This is a genomic window from Variovorax sp. P5_A3, from assembly GCF_056400665.1.
In genome coordinates, this window is sequence record NZ_JBFUKW010000001.1 from 113,811 (window position 1) to 135,092 (window position 21,282).

A 21,282-nucleotide genomic window follows, 5' to 3' on the forward strand; every position below is an offset into this window, starting at 1 on the left:
GGCAGCAATAAGAAATAAGAAAACAGGACAGCCTGACCGAGAAACTTCTGAAAGATTGTTGGCCCCGTCTCTTGCCTGGCGAAACCGGCATTGGGGGAAAAAGTAGGAGGCGGCTGGCAGACATCGCGCTACCGCAATGCGCATATTCGAGCATCGCGTACCCACGCCTCTGGAGAGCCATGAATGCCGGTGATCTGCGCTGTCTGCAATACCGAGAATCGCGACGCGGCGAAGTTTTGTCACGGTTGCGCGCGCAAGTTGCCCGGCTTTGCCGCGACCGGTCCGTCCCTGCTGGATTCGATCAGGCCGAGGAGGCCCGTCAACACCTCGTCCCGGGCTGGTGCAACGGAAGGGCCGGCCCGCATCATGGTGTCTGCCGAAATGCGCAGGTTCTGGATCTACATCGGCCTGCTGATACTCGCCATAGCGCTCGGCTTCTTCGGATGGTTTGTCTATGTGACGCGCAAGGTCCCCTCGCGTCCACCAGAGACAGCGAAAGTCCTGTCGCCGCGGCCTGCCCCGTCCGCCCCGCCGGCAGTGGCAGCTGCGACGCCGCCCAGGGTGCAGGAAGTGCCGACGCCCGTGGAGCCCGTGCCCGTCGGCAACTCATTGGCCGCAGGAGAGGTGGAAGTCCCACCGGGTCCGGCGCCCACACCGAGGCAAACTGCGATCGTGTCGGCGCCGCAGCTGCCCGAGCATCGGCAGTCGCCGCGCGTCGCCGCACCGACGACGCGTCCGATAGCGCTCGATCCGCGCACTGGCTGCGAAACGCTCAATTTCATCTTTGCGGCCCGGTGCGAAGCCGCTCACTGCGACAAGCCGGAATACACCCGCCACCCGCGCTGCAATCTCGTGCGCGAGGAGCGCCGACGCGACGAGGCACGACGCAATCCGACGCTGGGCTACTGATCCCCGCGTCGACGGCGAATCTGACCTCGACGATGCTCCATGCGCCACCGGTCGCGAGCACGAACACGCCAAGTCGCCCGTCGTGCAAGCGGGCCCGTCAGGTGGGCTTGCTCTGAACCAGCTTGATCACACTCGAGAAGTCCAGCGCGCCGTGCCCCGCGAGGCTGTGCGCTGCATAGAGGTTGCGCGCGAGTCCGCCGAGCGGCGTTGCCGCGCGCACCGCGGCCGCGTTCTCCTGCGCGAGACCCAGATCCTTGAGCATCAGGTCCGTGCCGAAGCCCCCCGCGTAGCCCTTGGAGGCCGGTGCCGTCTCCATGACACCGGGCAGCGGGTTGTATTTTTCGAGCGCCCAGTTGCCACCTGAACTGCGCCGCATGATCTCGGACAGCACCTTGGGATCGAGTCCGTTGGCAACGCCCAGCGCAATGGCCTCTGACGTACCGATCATCAGGATCCCGAGCAGCATGTTGTTGCAGATCTTCGCGGTCTGGCCCGCACCCGCGCTGCCGGCATGAAAGATGTTGGCGCCCATCTTTTCGAGCACGGGTCGCGCCCGTTCCAGGTCGGCCTCCGAACCGCCGACCATGAAGGTCAGCGTGCCCGCGATGGCGCCGCCGGTGCCGCCCGACACGGGCGCGTCGATCACCGCCACGCCGCGCTTCGCACCTGCTTCCGCCACCTTGCGCGAGGTCGCGGCGGCGATGGTGCTACTGTCGATCACGAGCGTGCCAGCGGGAATGCTTTCGAGCAATCCCGGCTTGCCATCGCTGCCGAGGTAGAGCGCCTCGACGTGCTGGCTGGCCGGCAGCATGCTGATCACCAGTTCGGCCCCAGCCAGCGTGTCGAGCGCCGACTTCGCGATGCCCAAGCCCTCTGCGCCCAGCCTCTTGCACGCATCGGCCGACAGGTCGAAGGCACTGACCGCATGGCCGGCCTTTTGCAGGTTCAGTGCCATCGGGCCGCCCATGTTGCCAAGGCCGATAAAAGCGATCTTCATGTGGTGTGTCTCCGTTGCTTTGATGGGGGTCGGTTCAGGCGAGCGCGGCGAGTGGATGCGGGCCGTCGGCGCGCACGCGCAGGTGGTCTTCGACGAATTCGGGCGTGACCTCTTCAAGCGTCGCCGGGTTCCAGCGCGGATTGCGGTCCTTGTCGATCAGCACTGCGCGGATGCCCTCGGCGAAGTCCTTGTGGGCGCAGAAACCGAGCGATGCCCAGTATTCGAGCCGGAACACCTCAGCCAGCGACATGCGCGGCACGCGCTGCCAGAGCTCGAAGGACACGGCTGCCGAACTGGGCGCGCCCTTGGCGAAAGTCCTGGCGGCCGTCTGCAACCACGCATCGTCGGACTTCAGGTCACGCAGGCGCTTCGCGATGTCGAGGAGATCGTCGCCAGCCATCAGTTCGTTGATGGTGTCGAAATGCTCGCGCACCTTGGACGGTTGCTTCTCCGCGCCCTCGCCGGCCTCCGCGAGAAAGCGCGACAACGCGGCACGATCGGCCTTGGCCTCTCCCTTCCATGCATGGTTGGCGATAGCCTCCAGCACCTGTGACTTTCGCTCCTGCGGCACCACGATGTCGGCCAGGCCGCAGAAGATCGTATCGGCCGCATTCAGCGGCGCCGCGGTGAACGCGAGGAACAACCCTACCCGCCCAGGCGCACGCCGCAGGAACCAGCTGCCGCCAACATCCGGATAGAGCCCGATGTTGATCTCCGGCATCGCGACACGGCTCTGCAGGGTCACAACGCGGTGCGAGGCACCCGCCATGAGTCCGACACCGCCGCCCATCACGATGCCGTGGGCCCAGCACAGGAAGGGTTTCGGAAAGGTGTGGATCAGATGGTCGAGCTCGTACTCCTCGCTGAAGAAGCTCTCCGCATAGGTGTTGCGCTCTGGTCCGCAGTCGAGCAGCGTCTGGTAGAGCTGACGCAGATCGCCACCGGCGCAGAAGGCCTTCTCGCCGCTCGCATCCATCAGCACGCCGACGACGCCCTCGTCCTGCGCCCATTCACGCAATTGCGGAATGAGCAGCCGCACCATCGCCACCGACAGCGAATTGAGCGACGCAGGTGCATTGAGGGTAGCGACGCCGAAGCGCATTCCGCCGGCAGTCTTGATTTCGTTGAAGAGAACTACAGGATCAGTCATTTCAGGCAAAGAAGAACAAAACAGAGCCGCGCGCAAAGCCAGGAACACCGCGGAACCGGCTGCGCCGGGCCGCCGGTGTTGCCCCCTTGAAAAGGGGGTGGGCGGCCACACGAAGTGGGCAAGCCTGGGGGTTCATCGAATATCGCTATCGCCTTCGAGCAGTTTGCGGGCGACGATGACACGCATGATTTCGTTCGTGCCTTCGAGAATCTGGTGCACGCGCGCATCGCGCACCAGCCGCTCCAGCGGGAACTCGCTCAGGTAGCCGTAGCCGCCGTGCAGTTGCAGCGCGTCGTTGCACACGCTGAAGCCGGCATCGGTGGCGAATCGCTTGGCCATCGCGCAATAGGTGCTGGCGTCGGCATGACCAGCGTCCAGCTTGCTGGCGGCGAGACGCACCATCTGGCGCGCCGCGACCAGTTCGGTCGCCATATCGGCCAGCTTGAATTGCAGCGCCTGGAAGCTCGCCAGCGGCTTGCCAAACTGCTGGCGCTCGTGCAGATACCGCCGCGCCGCGTCGAGCGCCCCTTGCGCCGCGCCGACGGAACAGGTCGCGATGTTGATGCGCCCGCCGTCGAGCCCCTTCATCGCGATGCGGAAGCCCTCGCCTTCACTGCCCAGCAAATTCTCGGCCGGCACGCGGACGTTGTCGAAATTGATGGTGCGCGTGGGCTGGCTGTTCCAGCCCATCTTGTGCTCCTTCTTGCCGTAGCTGACGCCCGGCGTGTCGGCCGGCACCGCAAAGGCCGAGATGCCGTTCGCTCCGCCACCACCCGTGCGCGCCATCAGCACCAGCACGTCGGTCGACCCGGCACCGGAGATGAAGGCCTTGCCGCCGTTGATGACGTACTCGCCGCCTTGCAGTTCGGCGCGTGTCTTGAGAGAGCCCGCGTCCGATCCGGCGCCCGGTTCGGTCAGGCAGTACGACGCAAGCTTCCGACCACTCGTCAGGTCTGCGCCCCAGCGCTCGCGCACGGCCGGGCCGCCCCAGGTTCCGAGCATCCACGTCGCCATGTTGTGGATCGTGATGAAGGCCGTGGTCGACGGATCGACCGCCGCCATCTCCTCGAACACCAGCGTCGCATCGAGGCGCGGCAGCGCCAAACCGTCGACGCTTTCGGGCGCATAGAGCCCGCAGAAACCGAGCTCGCCGGCCTTGGCGATCGCCTCCTTGGGGAAGATCGCTTCCGCGTCCCACCGGCCGGCATGCGGCGCGAATTCGGCCTGTGCGAACTCTCGCGCCGTTTGAGCGAAGGCCCGCTGCTCTCCAGTTAGCTCGAAGTCCATGCGGACGAGCTTACTTGAGGCTGATTGTCGTGTTGACGCCGTGCGAAACGGTGCTGTCGTCGAACCACCGCTCGGTCACCGTCTTCGTCTGCGTGTAGAACATGATGACCTGCTTGCCGTACGGCCCCAGGTCGCCCAGCTTCGATGCACGCGAGCCGGTGAAGGAGAACATCGGCACCGGCACCGGGATCGGCACATTGATCCCGACCTGCCCCACGTCGATGTCTTCCTGGAAGCGACGCGCGGCCGCACCCGACTGCGTGAAGATCGCCGTGCCGTTCCCGTTCGGATTGGCATTGATGAGCTCGATCGCCTCGTCGATGTCCGCGGCGTTCGCCAGGCACAGCACCGGGCCGAAGATTTCCTGGTCGTAGATGCTCATGCCGGGCTTGACGTCGGCGAACACCGTCGGGCCGACGAAGTTGCCCTTCTCGTAGCCGGGCACCGTGGGCTTGCGTCCGTCGAGTGCCAGTGTCGCGCCATCGGCCACGCCGCGTTCGATCAGGCCGTTGACGCGGTCGTAGGCTGCGCAGGACACCAGTGGCCCGACATCCACGCCCTTCTCGGTGCCAGCGCCGATCTTCAATGTCTTCGCCTTCGCGACCAGGTCGGGCACCCACTTTTGTGCATCGCCCACCAGCACCGCGACCGACACCGCCATGCAGCGTTGGCCCGCGGCACCGAAGCTTGCGCCGGCCAGCGCATTAAGCGTCTGTTCCTTGTTGGCGTCAGGCATCACGATGGCATGATTCTTCGCACCCATCATGCATTGCGCGCGCTTGCCGGCCAGCGTGGCGCGGTTGTAGACGTGCGTTCCGACCTTGGTCGAACCGACGAAGGAGATCGCCTTGATGTCCTTGTGGTCGCAGATCGCATTGACCACCGCCTCGCCGCCATGCACGACGTTGAGCACGCCGGCCGGGATGCCGGCTTCGAGCGCGAGTTCGCACAGGCGCATCGTCACCATCGGGTCCTGCTCGGAGGGCTTGAGCACGAAGGTGTTGCCGGTGACGATCGCCATCGGGAACATCCACAGCGGGATCATCGCCGGGAAGTTGAAGGGCGTGATGCCGGCGCAGACGCCGAGCGGCTGCAGCAGCGTGTAGGTGTCGACGCCATTGGCGACGTTGTTGGCCAGTTCGCCGAGTTGCAGATTGCCGATGGCCGCTGCGTGCTCGACCACTTCAAGGCCGCGGAACACGTCGCCTTCGGCATCGGGCAAGGTCTTGCCCTGCTCGGCGGTGAGGATCGCGGCCAGCTCGGCCATGTTCTCGCGGATGAGTTGCTGGTACTTCAGGAAGATGCGGGCACGGGCGCCGATGGGCGTCTTGCGCCAGGTCTTGAAGGCTTCCTTGGCGGAATCGACCGCCGCATCGACTTCGGCCGGCGTGGCGAACGGCACTTTGGCCAGTACTTCCTGGGTCGCCGGATTGACGATGTCACGCCACTCGGTGGTCTTCGATTCGACGAACTTGCCGCCGATGAGCAGCTTGACGGTGGCGGTCTTCGTGGCGGGCGTGGTGGTGGCGTCCATGTACTTTGTCTCCAGATTGGGGGGTGCAGGAGTCGGATGCTAGCTTTGCACTTTTGCCATGGCAATAGACAAATTCGCACTCGCGATCTGCATAATTGCACATCATGGATTGGGACAACCTGCGCTTCTTCCTGGAACTCGCGCGTTCGGGCACGCTGGTCGGCGCGGCGCGGCGGCTCGCGGTCGACCATACGACGGTGGCGCGCCGCATCCAGGCGCTGGAGAAGCAGGTGGGCACGGCCCTGTTCTCGCGGGAGGCCGACGGACACCGGCTGACCGAAGCGGGCCGCCGGTTGCAGCCGCAGGTCGAGGCGATGGAGCATGCCTTTCTCACGGTCGAAAGCGCGACACCGGCCTCGGACGAAGGGCTCTCGGGTCTGGTGCGTATCGGTGCGACGGAAGGATTCGGCACCATCGTGCTGGCACCGCAGCTTGCGCTTTTCGCGCAGCAACATCCGAAGCTGGTGATCGACCTGCTGGCGATGCCGCGCCTGGTGCATCTGTCGCGGCGCGAGGCCGACATCGTGATTTCGCTGGAGCGGCCGGCGCGTGGGCCGGTGGTGGTGGCAAAGCTCACGGACTATGCGCTTCGCCTCTATGCATCGAAGCCCTATCTCGCGAAGCACGGTGCGATCCGATCGCGAGAGGATCTGCGCGGCCACACGTTCATCAGCTACGTGGACGACCTGCTCTTCAGCAAGGAGTTGCAGTACCTCGACGAGTTGTACAGGCCGGATTCATTTGCGCTGCGTAGCACCAGCATCCTGGCGCAATACCAGGCGACCTTGGCGGGTGCAGGCATCTCGGTGCTTCCCGCCTTCATTGCCGAACGCGACAAGTCATTGCGGCGGGTGCTGCCGGACGAGGCCAACTTCACGCGGACGTTCTGGATGTCGGTGCCGGCCGAGACTCGTCATCTTGCCCGCATGAAGGCCACGTGGGATTTCCTGAGGCAGACCGTGGAGGCTCAGCGCCCACTGTTATTGCCGGAGGGGTGAGGCGAAGATCTCACCCGAAGCGAATCCCCTGCGCCAACGGCAATTCACGGGAGAAGTTGATCGTGTTGGTCGTGCGGCGCATGTACTGCTTCCACGCGTCCGAACCGCTTTCGCGGTCGCCCCCGGTCTCTTTTTCTCCACCAAAGGCACCACCGATCTCCGCGCCGCTCGGGCCGATGTTGACGTTGGCCATGCCGCAATCCGAGCCGGCCGCCGAGATGAATCGCTCGACCTCGCGCAGGTCGTTGGAGAAGATGCACGACGACAGGCCTTGCGGAACGTCGTTGTGCATGGCGATGGCCTCGTCGAGGTCGTCGTAGCCCAGCACGTGGAGCAGCGGGCCAAAGGTTTCGCGCCGGACGAGTTCAGTCTGTGCCGGCATGTCGGCGACGGCCGGGCGCACGTAGAAGGCCTTCGGGAAGCGCTCGACGAGCACACGATCGCCGCCGGCGAGGATGCGACCGCCTTGCGCCTCGACTTCGGCGATGGCGCGACGCAGCGCGTCGTAGGCGGCCTCGTCGATCAGCGGACCGACCAGCGTGCCCTCTTCCAGCGGATGACCGATGCGGAGGCTTTCATAGGCGGACAGCAACCTTGCCATCAAGGCTTCCTTGACCGTGCGATGAACGATGAGCCGGCGCAGCGAAGTGCAACGCTGGCCGGCGGTACCTACCGCACTGAACAGGATCGCCCGCAGCGCCATGTCCAGGTCCGCCGCCGGCGTGACGACCATTGCGTTGTTCCCTCCGAGTTCGAGGATGCGCCGCCCGAACCGCGCCGCCACGCGAGGACCGACCTCGCGGCCCATGCGCGTGGAACCGGTCGCGGAGACCAGCGGAATGTCGGGACTGTCGACCAGCGCCTGTGATTGCGCCGCGCCGCCGATCACGATCTGCGCGAGTCCTTCCGGCGCACGGTCGCCGAAGCGATCGATTGCGCGCTCCAGCGCCCTGAACGTCGCCAGGCCGGACAGCGGCGCTTTCTCCGACGGCTTGAAGATGACGGGATCGCCGCACACGAGGGCTATGGCGGCATTCCACGCAAACACCGCGCTCGGAAAGTTGAATGCCGTGATGACCGCGACAGGTCCCAGCGGGTGGTACTGCTCCATGATCCGGTGGCCGGGCCGTTCGGACACGATGGTCTTGCCGTAGAGCTGCCGCGACAAGCCGAGCGCGAACTCGCAGATGTCCACGCCCTCCTGCACCTCGCCCAGGCCTTCCTGCGCGATCTTGCCGACCTCGAGCGAGATGACCCGGCCGATGTCGGCCTTGGACGTGCGCAGTTCCTCGCCCCAGAGACGCACCAGCTCGCCACGTGCCGGCGCCGGCACTTCGCGCCAGCGGCGGAAGGCGGCCTGCGACCGCGCGATCACTTCGGGCATCGACGCGACCGGCGTCTCGTGCAGATGCGCGAGTTCGGCCCCGTCGATCGCCGAGCGCACGCGCAGCGCGCCGCCCGACAGATCCGGCGCATTGATCCCGCAGCGTCCAAGAACGGCTTGTACTTCGCTCATGCTTGTGGCTCCTTCCGAGTCCGGCGTCGTGCCTGAGGCGGCCAAGTATGTGCGAAGGTCTGGGCGCGATGCGGGTTTGCATGCCCCGCACCTGTGCCCGCTTCACCCAGGGCCGCGTAGCAACTGCCGACCCGCGTGGCGAGAAAGGCTTCGAGAGCGACCTGCTCCTGCCCGACGAAACCGTGCACGGGCAACTGCCCGTTGCGCAGCAGCTCGAACACGCCCACCACACCGGCAGCCGTCGCAAGCTCGATGGCGGTGCGGTCCACGCCGCGCAGCCGCCCGCCTTGAATGCGCGCCATGCGCGTCTCCTGCTCGAAGCGGCCCTTGCGCAATCCCGATGCCGAAGCGAACACGATCACCACGTCCTCCCGGCTGTGCGGCACCGCGTGGTCGAGCACCTGCCGCAGCAGGTCGCGGCGTTCGATGAGCCGCAGGTCGTGCAGCAACAGCGCCATGGCATCGCGATGGCCGGGGTAGCGCAGCGTCTTGTAGTCAAGGTTGCGGACGCGCCCCGCGAGCGTCTCGCAGAGCGTGCCGAGCCCGCCGGAAGTGTTGAAGGCTTCATAGATTTCGCCATCCAGCACCAGCGTCTCGAGGCCCTCGAGCGGTTGCACCGACACCGGATGGCCGTGCACGATGGCCGCGCACGGATGGCAGTACTCGTTGATGACGCCGTCGATGCTCCAGGTGAAGTTGTAGCGCAGGCCGTTGGTGGCGTGGCGCGACAGGGCGCCGACGCGCAGGTGCAGGTCGTAGAGCTCGTCGAAGCGATTCGCCAGATGACCGCCCAGCATGCCGATCACGCCAGGCGCAAGACCGCTCTGCGGCATGAGCACCGTGTGCGCACCCTCGGCCATGGAACGGATGGCAGTGGTGGCGGCGACGTCCTCCGTCAGGTCGAAGTAGTGCACGCCGAGGGATCGCGCTGCCGCCGCGACGCCCGACGCGAGATAGAAAGGCAACGCGTTGATGACGACGTCATGGCCGACCAGCGCGGCGGCCAGCGCAGTGTCGTCCTCGACGTTGACGATGGTGCGCTGCACAAGGCGATCGCCGGGCTCGTGCCGACGGTGCTCGCGGTCGGCGAGTGTCACGGGCAGCCGGTGGTACTCGGCCACCATGTCGGCCACCGTGCCGCCGACCTTGCCTGCGCCCAGGACGATGACCTTGCGGATGTCGATCGGGTTCACGGCGCGCCTCCTTGCGTTCAGCCATTGGGCCGAGACAACTTTAGGAGGCCCCGCTGGCAGGGGGAAGCCGGCAATCCGTCGAAGTCATGCGTCGTTCGGGCGAAACGACGGGGTCGACGCTCGAAAGGTCAGTGCGACGGTCTCGCGAGATATTTCTTCAGCGTTGTAAAGCTGTTGACATACGGTGTCGGTAGGCGTTCCTAAACTGGTCTGCAGTTCATAACGTCGACTCCCCATCACAGGCCCAGCGCACGCCGCCTCAATCCTTGCAGATCCCGAATCACGCAATGCGACTTGATCATCTCGATCATCCCCTGCTCCTGAAGCTGGATCAGCACGTTCGAGGTCATCACGCGGCTCAGGCCGGCGATGTTCGCCATCTCCTGGTGCGTGAAGGAAATGCGGATGGCGACGGCCCCAGCCTGCGCCTCGCCGTACGTGTCGGCCAGTTGCACCAGGTGGTGGATCACCCGTTGCGCGGCGCTCGCCTGGCTCAGGAGCAGGTTCTGGTGGGCCAGCACGCGCACCTTGACGTTCATCAGCCAGAGCACCTGGCGCAGGCATTCGCCGTCTCGCTCCATGCAGCGCAGCAACTGCTGCCGGTCGACCTGCCGCGCAACCACGTCCGACGAAGCCACGGCGGTCACGGAATGCCGGCCGTCCAGGAAGGCGCTGCACTCCCCAACCAGGCCGTTGGTGCCGACGATGGCCATGTGCTTCTCGTGGCCGGTTTCCGACAGCAGCACCAGGCGTACGCGGCCCTGCTCGACGACGAACACATGGTTCACCGGGTCGCCCTGAGAAAACAGGGTCTGTCCCTTGCCGAAGCGCACTGTCGGCGCCCCATCGGCCGTCAACGACATCCACGCGAAGTGCGGCACCTCGATCCATGCCGAAGGGGAAGTCGCCGCGTCGCCGTTCTTGTTCATCGCCTCAAGGCCTTGTCGTCGTGCAGGGCAAGTTCATGAATCATCCATTCTCTTCGTACCGCAAGCTCTTTCCCATCCTGGACAACGCCGTCCAGCTTTCCAGTTGCTCGCAAAGCGCGCTCAGCCTGCCCGTGCGGCAGGCGATCGACGACTACCTCGATGTCTGGGTGACGCGCGGCGCCGACTGGGGCTACTGGATGGACCAGGTGGCCCTGGCGCGCGCGGAATTTGCTCGCATGATCCATGCCGATGTGGACGACATCGCGGTGCTGGGGAGCGTGTCGGACGCGGCTTCGAGCATTGCCTCGACGCAGCGGTTCGATGCGGATCGACGGGACATCGTCACCACGACACTGGATTTCCCGTCGATCTGCCACGTGTGGCTTGCGCAGCAGCCCCGCGGCGCCCGGGTTCGCTTCGTGCAGGGCGAGGCCGGCAGCACCACCGCCACGGAGCGCATCGCCGGCGCCATCGACGCGCAGACCGCGCTGGTTTCGGTGTCGCACGCTTGCTTTTATGACGGGCAGATCGTCGACATCGCCGCTACGGGACGCGCCGCGCGCGAACACGGCGCCATCCAGTTCGTGGACGCCTATCAGTCCGCCGGCTCCATCGCGATCGACGTTCGCGAACAGCAGGTCGACATCCTGGCGGCGGGCGCGCAGAAGTACCTGCTCGGCATCCCGGGGATCGCCTTCCTGTATGTGCGGCCCGAGCTTGCGCGCCGGCTCACGCCGACGGTCACCGGCTGGTTCGGCCGCGTGAACCCGTTCGAATTCAACCCGGCCAACCTGGATTTCGCGGCCGGCGCGACCCGGTTCAACACGGGCACGCCACCCATGATGTGCGCCAGCGTGGCCCGCGCCAGCATGAGCCTGCTGAACGAGATCGGCATACCGGCGATCGAGGCTTATCTCGCCGAACTGTCCTCGGTCGCGATCGAGGAAGCGGCGCGGCTCGGACTGACAGTCGCCAGCCCGACCACGCCATCCGCCAAGGGCGCGAACACGGCCGTGCGCATTCCCAATGCGGCGCAAGTCGAGGCACAGATGTTGCAGTCGGGCTATGTGGTCTCCGCGCGCAACGACGTGATCCGGATTGCGCCGCACTTCTACAACACTGCCGATGATGTCGTCGGCGCCCTGCGAGAGCTCGCGCGCCTGACGCGCTGACGCCCATGCCCAACGTAACCCCTCCCGAATCCGCCAGCTCGCACAGCATTTCGGTCGTCTGCCGCGTGCCTGCGAAGGAGGCCCTGGCCTTTCTCGCCGACGGTGTGCAACTCGGGAACTGGGCCCTGGGCTGCTGGCAGACGGAGCCGATCGGCGACGGCGTCGTGCGCGGCCACTCCCTCTTCGACGATCAGCCAGGCTGCGTCCTCCCCGTCCTCGACGCTGCGCGCATGACGGTGGTCTATCACATAGGCACCACGGCCGATGCACTCAGCCCGCGCATCAGCGCCGTCGTCGAGCCCGTCGCGGGAACAGGCGACGCAGGCGAGTCGTCCCGCATCAGCCTGCTTGCGACACGCACCGCTGGGATGGACGATGCCCGATGGCTGCGTCTCATGCGCTGCCACGAGGTCGAGGTGCTGCTGATCCAGGCGCGCCTCGAACTCCGGGCCACGAGTTCTTTGAAACCACGATGAGGAAGAGATCATGAATCGACGCCATTTCAGCCAGGCACTCACGGCGGCCCTGCTGGCACCCGCGCTTTCGTCCGCCTGGAGTGCCAGCCCTGCCGGCGGCAAGGCCTACACCGGCCCAATCCGCGTGCTGGTGGGATTCCCGCCGGGCGGCGCCACGGACGTGGTCGCGCGTGCCGTCGTCGACAAGCTCGGCAAGGCGATGAACGGCCAGGTCTTCATCGTGGACAACAAGCCGGGCGCGGGCGGCCAGATCGCGGCGCAACTGCTCAAGGCGGCGCCGGCCGACGGCTCGACCATCATGCTGTCGATCGATCACACACAGGTGATCATTCCGCTGACCATCGCCGCTGCGGGCTACGACCCCGTGGCCGACTTCACCGCACTGGCCGGCGTGGCCGGCTACTACAACGTGCTCGCCGTCAGCGCTACCACAGGTGTCAAGACGATGGCCGAACTCGGCGCGTGGGTGAAAGCCCATCCGAACGAGGCCAACTACGGCATTCCCGCCGCAGGCAGCGTTCCGCAGTTCATCGGCCACGTCATCGGCAAGTCCTTCGGCGTGACGATGAACTCGGTGCCCTACAAAGGCGGCGCACCGATGGTGCAGGACCTGCTCGCAGGGCAGATCCCGATCGGCATCGCCTCGATGACGGAACTGATCGAATACCACCGCGCCGGCAAGGTCCGCATCCTGGCCAGTTCCGGCCAGGAGCGCAGCAAGACCGCGCCGGAGATCCCCACCTTCCTGGAACTCGGCTTCAGCGGCATCGACAAGAACCCGTGGCTCGCCTTCTTCGGACCGAAGGGAATGCCCCAGGACTTCGTCGACCAGTTCGACAGCGCCATGAAGACTGTGCTGGCGCAGCCGGACCTCCAGGAGCGCCTGGCGAAGATGGGCAACGAAGTCAACGCGGCTCCCTCGAAGGAGGTCGAGCAGTGGGTCATCGAGGCCAACCGCAACTGGAGCAAGGTGATCCGCGATTCGGGCTTCAAGGCGCAATGAACACGACAGCTCGCAGCGGACGCAAATTCATCCAGAGCGGATCGCGCTGGGAAGAGCTGGCCGGCTACTCCCGCGCGGTGGTCGATGGGGAGTGGGTCTTCGTGTCCGGCACCCTCGGCCAGGACTTCGCCACCGGGGAGTTTCCGCCCACTGCGCAGGCGCAGTGCGAGCGGGCGCTCGACACGATCGAGGCCGCGCTCTCGCAGGCGCGATCCGGACTCGCCGATGTGGTCCGCGTGCGCGTCTACGTACCCGATCGCGCGGACGTGATACCGGTCAGCGAAGTTCTCCGCCGCCGCTTCGGCAACAACCGCCCGGCCAACACCACGCTGTGCAGCGCGCTCGCGGTGGAAGGCGCCAAGGTCGAGCTCGAAGTGACCGCGCGGCGTAGCATCTGAGCCGCTCCGGTCTGTTGACTTGTCTTTTATTCGATTGGACCCTTCGATGACCCTCCTCACGCAACTCGCCCAGGCCCTGCGCAACCAGTCGGTTCGCACCATCGACCTCACGCACACCTTGAGCGAAGACTTCCCACCCCTGCAACTGCCGCCCCAGTTCGGCCAGGTCGCCGCATTCAAGAAGGAACGCATCTCGCACTACGACGAAGCGGGCCCCGGCTGGTACTGGAACAACTTCTCGTGCGGCGAGCACACCGGCACGCACTTCGATGCGCCAGCACACTGGGTGACGGGCAAGGACCACGAACGCAACACCGTCGACACCATCGCCCCCGAGAACTTCATTGCGCCGGCCGTTGTCGTCGATGCCAGCGCGGAAGTGGCGAAGGATGCCGACTGGCTGCTCACCGTCGAGTTCCTGCAGGCGTGGGAAGCCAAGCACGGCCGCATCCCCGAAGGTGCCTGGGTGCTTTTCCGCACCGACTGGTCCAAGCGCCTCGTCGATCCGGCCGCCTTCGTCAACATGCGCGAAGACGGCGCCCACACGCCAGGCCCGACGCAGGCGGCGGTGGAATGGCTCATCCAGGAGCGCAAGGTCCACGGCTTCGGCGTCGAGACGATCAACACAGACGCCGGCCAGTCCTACGGCTGGCCGCTGCCCTACCCCTGCCACACCCTCATGCATGGTGCCAACCGCTACGGCCTGCAGTGCCTGAAGAACCTCGACCAGCTTCCGCCCACGGGCGCGCTGATCGTGTCCGCGCCGTTGAAGATCGAGGAAGGCTCCGGCAGTCCGCTGCGCGTCCTCGCGCTGGTCGAGGGCTAGGGCCTCAGGCCGGCTTTTCCAGCAGGCCTCTGAGCGTCTGCGCACTGCCCTCGGCGTTTCAGCCGTCGCGGACGATCAGGCCTCGGCCGACGATCCCCGAACCACCAGTTCTCCCGGCAGCAACAACTGCCGCGGCGGCCCCTCGAGGCCGCGCAGGCGTTCGATGAGGCAGGTGGCCGCGGCACGCCCGATTGCATCCGTCGGCTGAGCGATGGCGCTCAGGCCGGGCCCGATCAGCGGCGCCCACTCGGCATCGTCGAAGCCGACGAAGCCGACGTCCGTGCCGAAGCTGAGGCCCAGTCGCGCCATCGCAGCGGCCACGCGCAGCGTGACCACGGCATTGCCGGCCAGCACCGCGACGCGGCGGCCGCGCCTGGCGCGCTTGTGCAAGGCGCGCAATGCCATGTCGAGGGCATCGCTGTCCTCGCTCGCGCATTCGAAGACCTCGCCGGCCACACGCGGTTCATGCGCGGCCAGGCACGCGCCGAAGGCCGCCGTGCGCTCGCGCCGCGAACTCACGCCTTTCAGCGGCTCTGTGATGTAGAGCAACTCGCGGTAGCCCCCTTCGACGAGGTGCCCGCAGGCCGTCTTCATCGCGGCGACGTTGTCGAGCGAGACGAAGTCGGTGTGCATGCCCGCATGCCGGCGGTCCACAAGCACGGCGGGCTTGCCGTGCAAGGCGTCCGCATCGACAAGCCCGGCACCGCGGCCCAGCGTATTGAGGATGAAGCCGTCGACCTGGTAGCCGGCCAGCGCATCGATCGCCTCGCGCTCGCGGTCGATGTCGTTGCCCAGGTTGAACAGCATCACCAGGTAGCCCGCGTCCTGGCAGGCCTTCTCCGCGCCGCGAAGCACGGCGACCGAGTAGGGATTGGTGATGTCCGCAACGATCAGGCCGATCAGGCGGGAACGGCCATGACTCAGCGCCTGCGCCATCGGGCTCGGCGTGTAGGCAAGTTCGGCCACCGCGGCCTCGACCCGGGCCGCAATGTCGGGGCTCAGCAGTCGCTCGCGGTGGTTGAGGAATCGCGAGACCGTGGCCTTCGAGACGCCTGCCGCCTTGGCCACATCCGCGATCGTTGCGCGGCCCGGTCGCTGCATGGGAGCCCTGGCGTTCAAGCGGAAGCCGTGTCGTAGACGGCCAGGGGCTTCTCGCCCGCCAGTGCGCGCAGCAGGTTGGTAGTCGCAAGCTCGGCCATTGCATGCCGCGTCTCGTGCGTGGCCGAGCCGATGTGCGGCAGCGGCGTGACACGCGGATGCGTGCGCAGGGGCGACGCCATCGGAAGCGGCTCGGTCGCGAACACATCGAGGCCTGCGGCGCGCAGCGTGCCCTGGTCGAGGGCGGCAAGCAGCGCGTCTTCCTGCACCGTGGCGCCACGGCCGCCGTTGATGAAGATCGCGCCGGGTTTCATGGCGTCGAACACCTTGGCGTCGATCATGTCGCGCGTGCTGTCCGACAGCGGCAGCATCGCGACCACGAAGTCGGCCTGGCCGAGCATCGCAGCGAGCGATGTGTGCGTGGCACGGCCCTGCAATTCGGGCGCCTGCGCAGCGAGGTCGACCGGACGACGCGTGTGATAGAGCACCGGCATGCCGAAGCCGAGCGCCGCGCGGCGTGCGATGGCCTGCCCGATGCGGCCGAAACCAAGCAGGCCCAGCGTCTTGCCGTGCACGTCGAAGCCGAACAGGTCCTCGCCGATGTTCTGGGTCCAGCGGCCCTCGCGCACAAGGTTCGAAAGCTCGACCACGCGGCGGCTGGTCGCCAGGAGCAGTGCGAAGACGGTGTCCGCGACCGTCTCGTCGAGCACGCCGGGGGTGTGGCACAGCGTGATGCCGCGCGCATGCAGCGCCGACAGCGCGTAGTTGTCGACACCGACCGACACGCTGGAGACCACTTCGAGTTGCGGCGCGCGCGAGATCAGCGCGTCGTCGATGGGATAGCTCGAGCCGATCAGGCCTTGCGCGGTCGGCAGCGCCGCTTCGAAAGCCTGCTGCTGCGCCGCCAAACGCGGATCGGCGACGACGACTTCGTGCGCCGCCTGCAGGCGGGCCAGTTGGTCGTCCGGCAGCTCACGGAAGACGAGGATGTTCTTGCGCGTCATAGTTGGGCCTCTTCGAGTTGCGCCCGCGTCGGCAGGCCTTCGGTATCGCCAAGCACTTGCACGGCACGTGCGCCGATCCATGCGCCGCGGCGCACGGCTTCAGGGACGGTCTTGCCTTCGAGCAATGCGCTCACCACGCCGGCCGCGAAGCCGTCGCCTGCGCCCACGGTATCAACGATCTCCTTGACCGGGAATCCGTCCACGCGACCCGTCCCGGCCACATCGCTGTCGTAGTAGGCGCCCTCGGCCCCGAGCTTGACGACCACCAGCTTCGCGCCGCGTTGCCGATAGAAATGGGCGATGCCTTCCGGCGTGCCTTCTCCGGTGAGGATCAGGCCCTCTTCCATGCCCGGCAAGACCCAGTCGGCGCGCGCCGCGAGATCGTTGATCGCGCTGCGCATCGCCTCGGGCGAGGACCACAGCGTCGGGCGCAGGTTGGGGTCGAAGGAAATCGTGCGGCCGGCCTGGCGCATCACGTCCATCGACTTGATCGCCGCCTGCAGACTTGTACCGGAGATGGCTGCGAACACGCCCGTCGCATGAAGGTGCCGGGCCGAACGCAGCCACGCTTCGTCGACGTCGGCCGGCCCCATCTGGCTCGCTGCCGATCCCTTGCGGTGGTACTCGACCGGCGGGTCGCTGCCATCGGTCACGCGGCCCTTGAACTGGAAGCCCGTTCGCTGCGCCGGGTCGGTGATCACGTGCGAGCAGTCGATGCCTTCGCCCTGCATGGTGGCGAGCAGCGCGCGGCCCATCGAGTCGGTGCCGAGCCGGCTGGCCCAGCCGACCTTGAGCCCAAGGCGCGACAGGCCGATCGCCACGTTGGTCTCGGCGCCGGCCGTGCGCTTGTGGAACGCGGTCGCGTTCTCGATCGGCCCGGGCTGGTCGGCCACCAGCAGCAGCATGGCTTCGCCGAACAGCGCGACATCGAAAGAAGGGTTTGTCATGACGTGGCTCGCAGGGAGCGGATGTGTGCGATCTGGTCGCGCGTGACGGCGAGCAGGTCATCTCCGATCAGGGGATATTCGATGGCGTGCGGCACGTCGGCCGGCAGCGCCCGCAACACCGCGCGCCAGGGCGCCACGGAATCCGCGAGCGGCACGGCCACCCACTTGGCCGGCAGCCGCTGCGCGCCCTTGCAATGAACGTAGCGCACGCGGCGGCCGAGCGCCTGCGCCGCCTGGAGCGGGCATTCGCCGACCCAGTGCCAGTTCCCCATGTCGAAGGTCATGCCCAGATCGAGGCCCGCGCGCTCGGCGACGTCGAAGAAAGTCTGCAACGCGGGCAGCGTCCCGGCGGAAACGGTCTGGTCGTTCTCGATCACGAGTTCGACGCGGGTTTCGGCGAGTTGCACCTTGAGGCCCCACAGCGAGCCATGCGACGACGGACGGAAGTCGCCGATCGACATCTTCAGCCGCTTCGCGCCGAGCGTCGTCGCGGCCGCGATGCCTCGGCCCAGCGCCGCACTGTCAAGCCAGCCGCCTTCGGCCCAGAGGCCTTCGGGGCTGGAATAGACAGAAGCGAGACCGGCCAGCGCAGGAAGCTCGTTCACCGGATCGCGCAGCAACTCGCCGCGCACTTCGACACTGTCGGCGCCAGCCGCCCTGGCAAGTTGCGAGCACCACAACTGACCGTGGCGTCCGGTTTCGGCGGCGCCAAACGATGAGAGAGAAATCAATACTGGCGTCATGGCGTTGGCGATCGAGGCATCAGTGCGCTTGGTGCGAGCTCAGGATTTGTCCGAGGAACTGACGCGTCTTCTCATGCTTTGGATTGCCGAAAAATTCGGCTGGTGGCCCCTGCTCGACGATCTTGCCGTCGGCCATGAAGATGACGCGATCGGCCACGCTGCGCGCGAATCCCATCTCGTGCGTCACGCACAACATGGTCATGCCGTCTTCGGCGAGCCCGATCATCGTGTCGAGCACTTCCTTGACCATCTCCGGATCGAGCGCCGAGGTGGGCTCGTCGAACAGCATGATCTTCGGCGCCATGCACAGCGCACGCGCGATCGCCACGCGCTGCTGCTGGCCGCCGGAGAGCTGGCTCGGGTACTTGTGCGCCTGCTCGGGAATGCGCACGCGCGTGAGGTACTTCATCGCGACCTCCTCGGCCTGCGCCTTCGACATGCCACGCGAGCGCATCGGCGCCAGCGTGCAGTTCTGCAGGATGGTGAGGTGCGGGAACAGATTGAACTGCTGGAACACCATGCCGACTTCGGCGCGCACCGCGTCGACGTTCTTGCCGCCGGCGGTGAGTTCGATGCCGTCGACCACGATGCGGCCCTTCTGCACCGTCTCGAGCCGGTTGATGCAGCGGATCAGCGTGGACTTGCCCGAGCCCGACGGCCCGCAGATCACGATGCGCTCGCCCGTGCGAACCGAAAGGTCGATGTCGGTCAGCACCTGGAAAGTGCCGTACCACTTGTTCACCGCCTCCATCTGGATGATCGATTCGGTGCCGGCGTGGGTCGTGACTGCGTCGGTCATGGGTGTTCCCTGAGAGCCTGTGCGCTTACTGCAGCTTGGGCAGGTCGGTTTGCAGCCACTTCTGGTAGAGCTTGTTCAGTTCGCCGTTGGCCGTGTTCTTCGTGATGAACTCGTTCACGCTCTTCGCCAGATCGTCCTGGCCAGGTCGCATCGCGATGCCCATGTTCTGCTGCACCAGCGTGAACTTGTTTTCGAAGGTGTTGGCCGGCACGCGCTTGGCGATCTGCGCGGCGACGGTCGTGGAGGCGCCAATCGCATCCACCTGGCCCGACATCAGCGCCTGCATGGCCGAAGCGTCGTCGTCGAAGCGGCGGATCTCGGTGCCTTCCGGCGCGGCCTTGGTCACGGCCACGTCCTGCGTGCTGGCACGGGCGACACCCACGCGCACGCCCTTCAGGTCGGCGGCGCTCTTGATCGGCGTGCCGGTCTTGCCGTACAGCACGATGGTCGCGGCCGCATAGGGCTGCGAGAACTGGACCTGCTTGGCGCGCTCGGGCGTCACCGCCAGCGAGGCGACCAGCAGGTCGACCTTGTTGGTCAGCAGGAAGGGAATGCGGTTCGGGCCCGTGACCGGGACGATGTTGGCCTTCACGCCCCAGTCCTTGGCCAGCAGCTTGGCGACGTCGGCGTCATAGCCGTCGGGCTGGTTCTTCGCGTCGGTCGTGCCGTAGGGCGGGAAGTCGACCAGCATGCCGATGGTGATCTCGCCCTTCTTCTTGATGTCGGCCATGCTCTGGGCGGATGCGAACGGGGCGAACGCGGTCAGCGCAGCGCCCAGGCCCAGGGCTGCGATGGCAGCGCAACGGGTGGTAAAGCGGATCATGTCGAGTCTCCTAGATTAAGAACAGAAAACAGAGAGGATGGAATTCGGCGGGGCGCTCATCTCGCCAGCGCTCTTGCACGCTTGCGTTCCATTCGCGCGGCCAGCAGCGACAGCGGCCAGCAGATGACGAAATAGAGCGCGGCCACGGTCGTGAAAACGTGCAGCGGCTGGAAGGTCGCGTTGTTGATGATCTGCCCGGCGCGGGTGATCTCGGTGAAGCCGATGATGGCCGCCAGCGAAGTGCCCTTGATGATCTGCACCACGTAGCCGACCGTCGGCGGCAGCGCGATCTTGAAGGCCTGCGGCAGCACCACGTCACGCATGCGCGAGGCATAGCTGAGGTTGAGTGCCTGCGCCGCTTCCCACTGGCCGCGCGGGATGGCCTCGATGCAGCCGCGCCAGATCTCGCCGAGGAACGCGGCGCTGTTGAGCACCAGCGCCACGCCCGCCGCGATCCATGGGTTGATGTCGAGGCCGAACACCGGCGCGCCGAAGAAGATCAGGAACAGTTGCAGCAGCAGCGGTGTGCCCTGGAAGATCTGGATGAACACGGTCGACAACACGCGCGCCGTCTTGCTCTCGGAGGTGCGCGCCAGCGCGACGACCAGCCCGAGGATCGCACCGCCCACAAAGGCGATGAGCGACAGCGCCAGCGTCCACTGCGCCGCTTCGAGAATGAACAGGAATTCGGGAAAGCCGAAGGTACGCATGGTGTTCAGCGCCGATCCGGATAGTTGAGAGTGCGCCTGTAGATCAGCTTGAACAGCGCCGAGAACGACAGCGCCAGCGCGAGGTAGATGCACGCAACCACGATGTAGATCTCGAAGCTGCGAAAGGTCTGCGACTGCAGGTTGGCCGCGACCGAGGTGAGGTCGTCGGCGGAGATCACCGACACCACCGCCGAGCTCAACATCAGCAGGATGAATTGGCTCGTGAGTGCCGGGTAGATGGCCTTGAGCGCGGGCTTGATGATGACGAAGCGGAAGATTTCCCAGGGCTTGAGGTTCAACGCCCTGCCCGCCTCGATCTGTCCCTTGGGGATCGACTCGATGCCGGCGCGCACGATCTCGGCCGCATAGGCGCCGAGGTTCACCACCATCGCGGTGAGAGCCGCCGTGTAGGGCGACCAGCGCAGCCCGATGGCCGGTAGCGCGAAGAAAAAGAAGAACAACTGCACCAGGAAGGGCGTGTTGCGGATGACCTCGATGTACGCGTTCACGATGAAGCGCAACCAGGCCGGCCCGGAGGTCTTGCCCCAGGCGCAGAAGATCGCGACCACCAGGCCCAGCAGCGTGGCAACGAGCGAAAGCTGGATCGTGATCCACGTGCCCTTCAACAGCAGCGGCCAGGCGGCAAAGACGGCATCGAACTGGAATTGGTAGTTCACGGGTGACGTGGATTCCGGAGAGGTTCGGGGTGGTGCGCCGCGCTGCGAATACGCTTCATCGCGGTGCAGCTCAGTATATGTGAAACCGGTTTC

At 66.2% G+C, this 21,282-nt stretch carries 22 protein-coding genes; 7 read left to right on the plus strand and 15 right to left on the minus strand.

Features of this window, described 5'->3' with window-relative positions; translation table 11 throughout:
- The first annotated feature begins 366 nt into the window (after positions 1–366).
- Complete coding sequence (locus AC1D3B_RS00435; protein WP_478188696.1) at positions 367–909, plus strand: hypothetical protein; 543 nt, start codon at positions 367–369, stop codon at positions 907–909.
- A 97-nt stretch (positions 910–1,006) separates the two neighbouring features.
- Here AC1D3B_RS00435 and mmsB read toward each other — a convergent pair whose 3' ends face one another.
- From mmsB to AC1D3B_RS00455, 4 genes are all read right to left on the minus strand, one after another.
- Complete coding sequence (gene mmsB / locus AC1D3B_RS00440; protein ID WP_478188697.1) at positions 1,007–1,906, minus strand: 3-hydroxyisobutyrate dehydrogenase; 900 nt, start codon at positions 1,904–1,906, stop codon at positions 1,007–1,009.
- A 34-nt stretch (positions 1,907–1,940) separates the two neighbouring features.
- Positions 1,941–3,056, minus strand: a complete 1,116-nt coding sequence (locus AC1D3B_RS00445) for an enoyl-CoA hydratase/isomerase family protein (protein ID WP_478188698.1) — start codon at positions 3,054–3,056, stop codon at positions 1,941–1,943.
- A gap of 132 nt (positions 3,057–3,188) precedes the next feature.
- Complete coding sequence (locus tag AC1D3B_RS00450; RefSeq protein WP_478188699.1) at positions 3,189–4,343, minus strand: acyl-CoA dehydrogenase family protein; 1,155 nt, start codon at positions 4,341–4,343, stop codon at positions 3,189–3,191.
- 10 nt (positions 4,344–4,353) lie between these two features.
- A complete protein-coding gene (locus AC1D3B_RS00455; RefSeq protein WP_478188700.1) occupies positions 4,354–5,877 on the minus strand; it encodes a CoA-acylating methylmalonate-semialdehyde dehydrogenase in 1,524 nt (507 codons plus the stop codon).
- Positions 5,878–5,981: 104 nt separating this feature from the next.
- Here AC1D3B_RS00455 and AC1D3B_RS00460 point away from each other — a divergent pair, with 104 nt between their 5' ends.
- The gene (locus AC1D3B_RS00460; RefSeq protein WP_478188701.1) at positions 5,982–6,875 is read left to right on the plus strand and encodes a LysR family transcriptional regulator; all 894 of its coding nucleotides are present in this window, start codon (positions 5,982–5,984) and stop codon (positions 6,873–6,875) included.
- A gap of 10 nt (positions 6,876–6,885) precedes the next feature.
- Here the strand turns inward: AC1D3B_RS00460 and amaB are convergent, their stop codons facing one another.
- From amaB to AC1D3B_RS00475, 3 genes are all read right to left on the minus strand, one after another.
- Entirely contained in the window at positions 6,886–8,391 is a 1,506-nt protein-coding gene (gene amaB, locus AC1D3B_RS00465) for an L-piperidine-6-carboxylate dehydrogenase (protein WP_478188702.1), read from the minus strand.
- Positions 8,388–9,584 carry a saccharopine dehydrogenase family protein gene (locus AC1D3B_RS00470; RefSeq protein WP_478188703.1) on the minus strand — a complete coding sequence of 399 codons (1,197 nt, stop codon included), beginning with the start codon at positions 9,582–9,584 and terminating at the stop codon, positions 8,388–8,390. The genes amaB and AC1D3B_RS00470 overlap by 4 nt, the downstream gene beginning before the upstream one ends.
- A 236-nt stretch (positions 9,585–9,820) precedes the next feature.
- Entirely contained in the window at positions 9,821–10,513 is a 693-nt protein-coding gene (locus tag AC1D3B_RS00475) for a Crp/Fnr family transcriptional regulator (protein ID WP_478188704.1), read from the minus strand.
- Between the two features lie 35 nt (positions 10,514–10,548).
- On the opposite strand from AC1D3B_RS00475, the gene AC1D3B_RS00480 reads away from it, so the two are divergent.
- From AC1D3B_RS00480 to AC1D3B_RS00500, 5 genes are read left to right on the plus strand one after another with little or no spacing between them, the layout of a single operon-like run.
- Entirely contained in the window at positions 10,549–11,685 is a 1,137-nt protein-coding gene (locus AC1D3B_RS00480) for an aminotransferase class V-fold PLP-dependent enzyme (protein ID WP_478188705.1), read from the plus strand.
- Between the two features lie 5 nt (positions 11,686–11,690).
- The gene (locus tag AC1D3B_RS00485; RefSeq protein WP_478188706.1) at positions 11,691–12,161 is read left to right on the plus strand and encodes a hypothetical protein; all 471 of its coding nucleotides are present in this window, start codon (positions 11,691–11,693) and stop codon (positions 12,159–12,161) included.
- Between the two features lie 10 nt (positions 12,162–12,171).
- On the plus strand, positions 12,172–13,164 hold the full coding sequence (locus AC1D3B_RS00490; RefSeq protein ID WP_478188707.1) for a Bug family tripartite tricarboxylate transporter substrate binding protein: 993 nt from the start codon (positions 12,172–12,174) through the stop codon (positions 13,162–13,164).
- Positions 13,161–13,562: a RidA family protein gene (locus AC1D3B_RS00495; RefSeq protein WP_478188708.1), complete on the plus strand. Its 402-nt coding sequence runs from the start codon at positions 13,161–13,163 to the stop codon at positions 13,560–13,562. Before AC1D3B_RS00490 ends, AC1D3B_RS00495 begins: the two co-directional genes overlap by 4 nt.
- Before the next feature lie 46 nt (positions 13,563–13,608).
- Entirely contained in the window at positions 13,609–14,388 is a 780-nt protein-coding gene (locus AC1D3B_RS00500) for a cyclase family protein (protein WP_478188709.1), read from the plus strand.
- 75 nt (positions 14,389–14,463) lie between these two features.
- On the opposite strand, the gene AC1D3B_RS00505 is transcribed toward AC1D3B_RS00500, so the two are convergent.
- The 8 genes from AC1D3B_RS00505 to AC1D3B_RS00540 are packed head-to-tail and all read right to left on the minus strand — an operon-like array spanning position 14,464 to position 21,189.
- On the minus strand, positions 14,464–15,489 hold the full coding sequence (locus AC1D3B_RS00505) for a LacI family DNA-binding transcriptional regulator (protein WP_478188710.1): 1,026 nt from the start codon (positions 15,487–15,489) through the stop codon (positions 14,464–14,466).
- A 14-nt stretch (positions 15,490–15,503) separates the two neighbouring features.
- On the minus strand, positions 15,504–16,490 hold the full coding sequence (locus AC1D3B_RS00510; protein WP_478188711.1) for a 2-hydroxyacid dehydrogenase: 987 nt from the start codon (positions 16,488–16,490) through the stop codon (positions 15,504–15,506).
- Positions 16,487–17,437 carry a sugar kinase gene (locus tag AC1D3B_RS00515; RefSeq protein WP_478188712.1) on the minus strand — a complete coding sequence of 317 codons (951 nt, stop codon included), beginning with the start codon at positions 17,435–17,437 and terminating at the stop codon, positions 16,487–16,489. The genes AC1D3B_RS00510 and AC1D3B_RS00515 overlap by 4 nt, the downstream gene beginning before the upstream one ends.
- Complete coding sequence (locus AC1D3B_RS00520; RefSeq protein ID WP_478188713.1) at positions 17,434–18,180, minus strand: sugar phosphate isomerase/epimerase family protein; 747 nt, start codon at positions 18,178–18,180, stop codon at positions 17,434–17,436. Before AC1D3B_RS00520 ends, AC1D3B_RS00515 begins: the two co-directional genes overlap by 4 nt.
- Positions 18,181–18,199: 19 nt before the next feature.
- On the minus strand, positions 18,200–18,979 hold the full coding sequence (locus AC1D3B_RS00525; protein WP_478188714.1) for an amino acid ABC transporter ATP-binding protein: 780 nt from the start codon (positions 18,977–18,979) through the stop codon (positions 18,200–18,202).
- Between the two features lie 25 nt (positions 18,980–19,004).
- Positions 19,005–19,802, minus strand: a complete 798-nt coding sequence (locus tag AC1D3B_RS00530; RefSeq protein ID WP_478188715.1) for a transporter substrate-binding domain-containing protein — start codon at positions 19,800–19,802, stop codon at positions 19,005–19,007.
- A 56-nt stretch (positions 19,803–19,858) separates the two neighbouring features.
- Positions 19,859–20,512: an amino acid ABC transporter permease gene (locus AC1D3B_RS00535; RefSeq protein WP_478188716.1), complete on the minus strand. Its 654-nt coding sequence runs from the start codon at positions 20,510–20,512 to the stop codon at positions 19,859–19,861.
- 5 nt (positions 20,513–20,517) lie between these two features.
- The gene (locus AC1D3B_RS00540; protein WP_478188717.1) at positions 20,518–21,189 is read right to left on the minus strand and encodes an amino acid ABC transporter permease; all 672 of its coding nucleotides are present in this window, start codon (positions 21,187–21,189) and stop codon (positions 20,518–20,520) included.
- Positions 21,190–21,282: the final 93 nt, after the last annotated feature.

What these genes read in the sequence shown, in the direction of transcription:
- AC1D3B_RS00435 (WP_478188696.1), top strand. Translation starts at nt 367, where the DNA reads ATGGTGTCTGCCGAAATGCGCAGGTTCTGGATCTACATCGGCCTGCTG.
- mmsB (WP_478188697.1), bottom strand. Translation starts at nt 1,906, where the DNA reads ATGAAGATCGCTTTTATCGGCCTTGGCAACATGGGCGGCCCGATGGCA.
- AC1D3B_RS00445 (WP_478188698.1), bottom strand. Translation starts at nt 3,056, where the DNA reads ATGACTGATCCTGTAGTTCTCTTCAACGAAATCAAGACTGCCGGCGGA.
- AC1D3B_RS00450 (WP_478188699.1), bottom strand. Translation starts at nt 4,343, where the DNA reads ATGGACTTCGAGCTAACTGGAGAGCAGCGGGCCTTCGCTCAAACGGCG.
- AC1D3B_RS00455 (WP_478188700.1), bottom strand. Translation starts at nt 5,877, where the DNA reads ATGGACGCCACCACCACGCCCGCCACGAAGACCGCCACCGTCAAGCTG.
- AC1D3B_RS00460 (WP_478188701.1), top strand. Translation starts at nt 5,982, where the DNA reads ATGGATTGGGACAACCTGCGCTTCTTCCTGGAACTCGCGCGTTCGGGC.
- amaB (WP_478188702.1), bottom strand. Translation starts at nt 8,391, where the DNA reads ATGAGCGAAGTACAAGCCGTTCTTGGACGCTGCGGGATCAATGCGCCG.
- AC1D3B_RS00475 (WP_478188704.1), bottom strand. Translation starts at nt 10,513, where the DNA reads ATGAACAAGAACGGCGACGCGGCGACTTCCCCTTCGGCATGGATCGAG.
- AC1D3B_RS00480 (WP_478188705.1), top strand. Translation starts at nt 10,549, where the DNA reads ATGAATCATCCATTCTCTTCGTACCGCAAGCTCTTTCCCATCCTGGAC.
- AC1D3B_RS00485 (WP_478188706.1), top strand. Translation starts at nt 11,691, where the DNA reads ATGCCCAACGTAACCCCTCCCGAATCCGCCAGCTCGCACAGCATTTCG.
- AC1D3B_RS00490 (WP_478188707.1), top strand. Translation starts at nt 12,172, where the DNA reads ATGAATCGACGCCATTTCAGCCAGGCACTCACGGCGGCCCTGCTGGCA.
- AC1D3B_RS00495 (WP_478188708.1), top strand. Translation starts at nt 13,161, where the DNA reads ATGAACACGACAGCTCGCAGCGGACGCAAATTCATCCAGAGCGGATCG.
- AC1D3B_RS00500 (WP_478188709.1), top strand. Translation starts at nt 13,609, where the DNA reads ATGACCCTCCTCACGCAACTCGCCCAGGCCCTGCGCAACCAGTCGGTT.
- AC1D3B_RS00505 (WP_478188710.1), bottom strand. Translation starts at nt 15,489, where the DNA reads ATGCAGCGACCGGGCCGCGCAACGATCGCGGATGTGGCCAAGGCGGCA.
- AC1D3B_RS00510 (WP_478188711.1), bottom strand. Translation starts at nt 16,490, where the DNA reads ATGACGCGCAAGAACATCCTCGTCTTCCGTGAGCTGCCGGACGACCAA.
- AC1D3B_RS00515 (WP_478188712.1), bottom strand. Translation starts at nt 17,437, where the DNA reads ATGACAAACCCTTCTTTCGATGTCGCGCTGTTCGGCGAAGCCATGCTG.
- AC1D3B_RS00520 (WP_478188713.1), bottom strand. Translation starts at nt 18,180, where the DNA reads ATGACGCCAGTATTGATTTCTCTCTCATCGTTTGGCGCCGCCGAAACC.
- AC1D3B_RS00525 (WP_478188714.1), bottom strand. Translation starts at nt 18,979, where the DNA reads ATGACCGACGCAGTCACGACCCACGCCGGCACCGAATCGATCATCCAG.
- AC1D3B_RS00530 (WP_478188715.1), bottom strand. Translation starts at nt 19,802, where the DNA reads ATGATCCGCTTTACCACCCGTTGCGCTGCCATCGCAGCCCTGGGCCTG.
- AC1D3B_RS00535 (WP_478188716.1), bottom strand. Translation starts at nt 20,512, where the DNA reads ATGCGTACCTTCGGCTTTCCCGAATTCCTGTTCATTCTCGAAGCGGCG.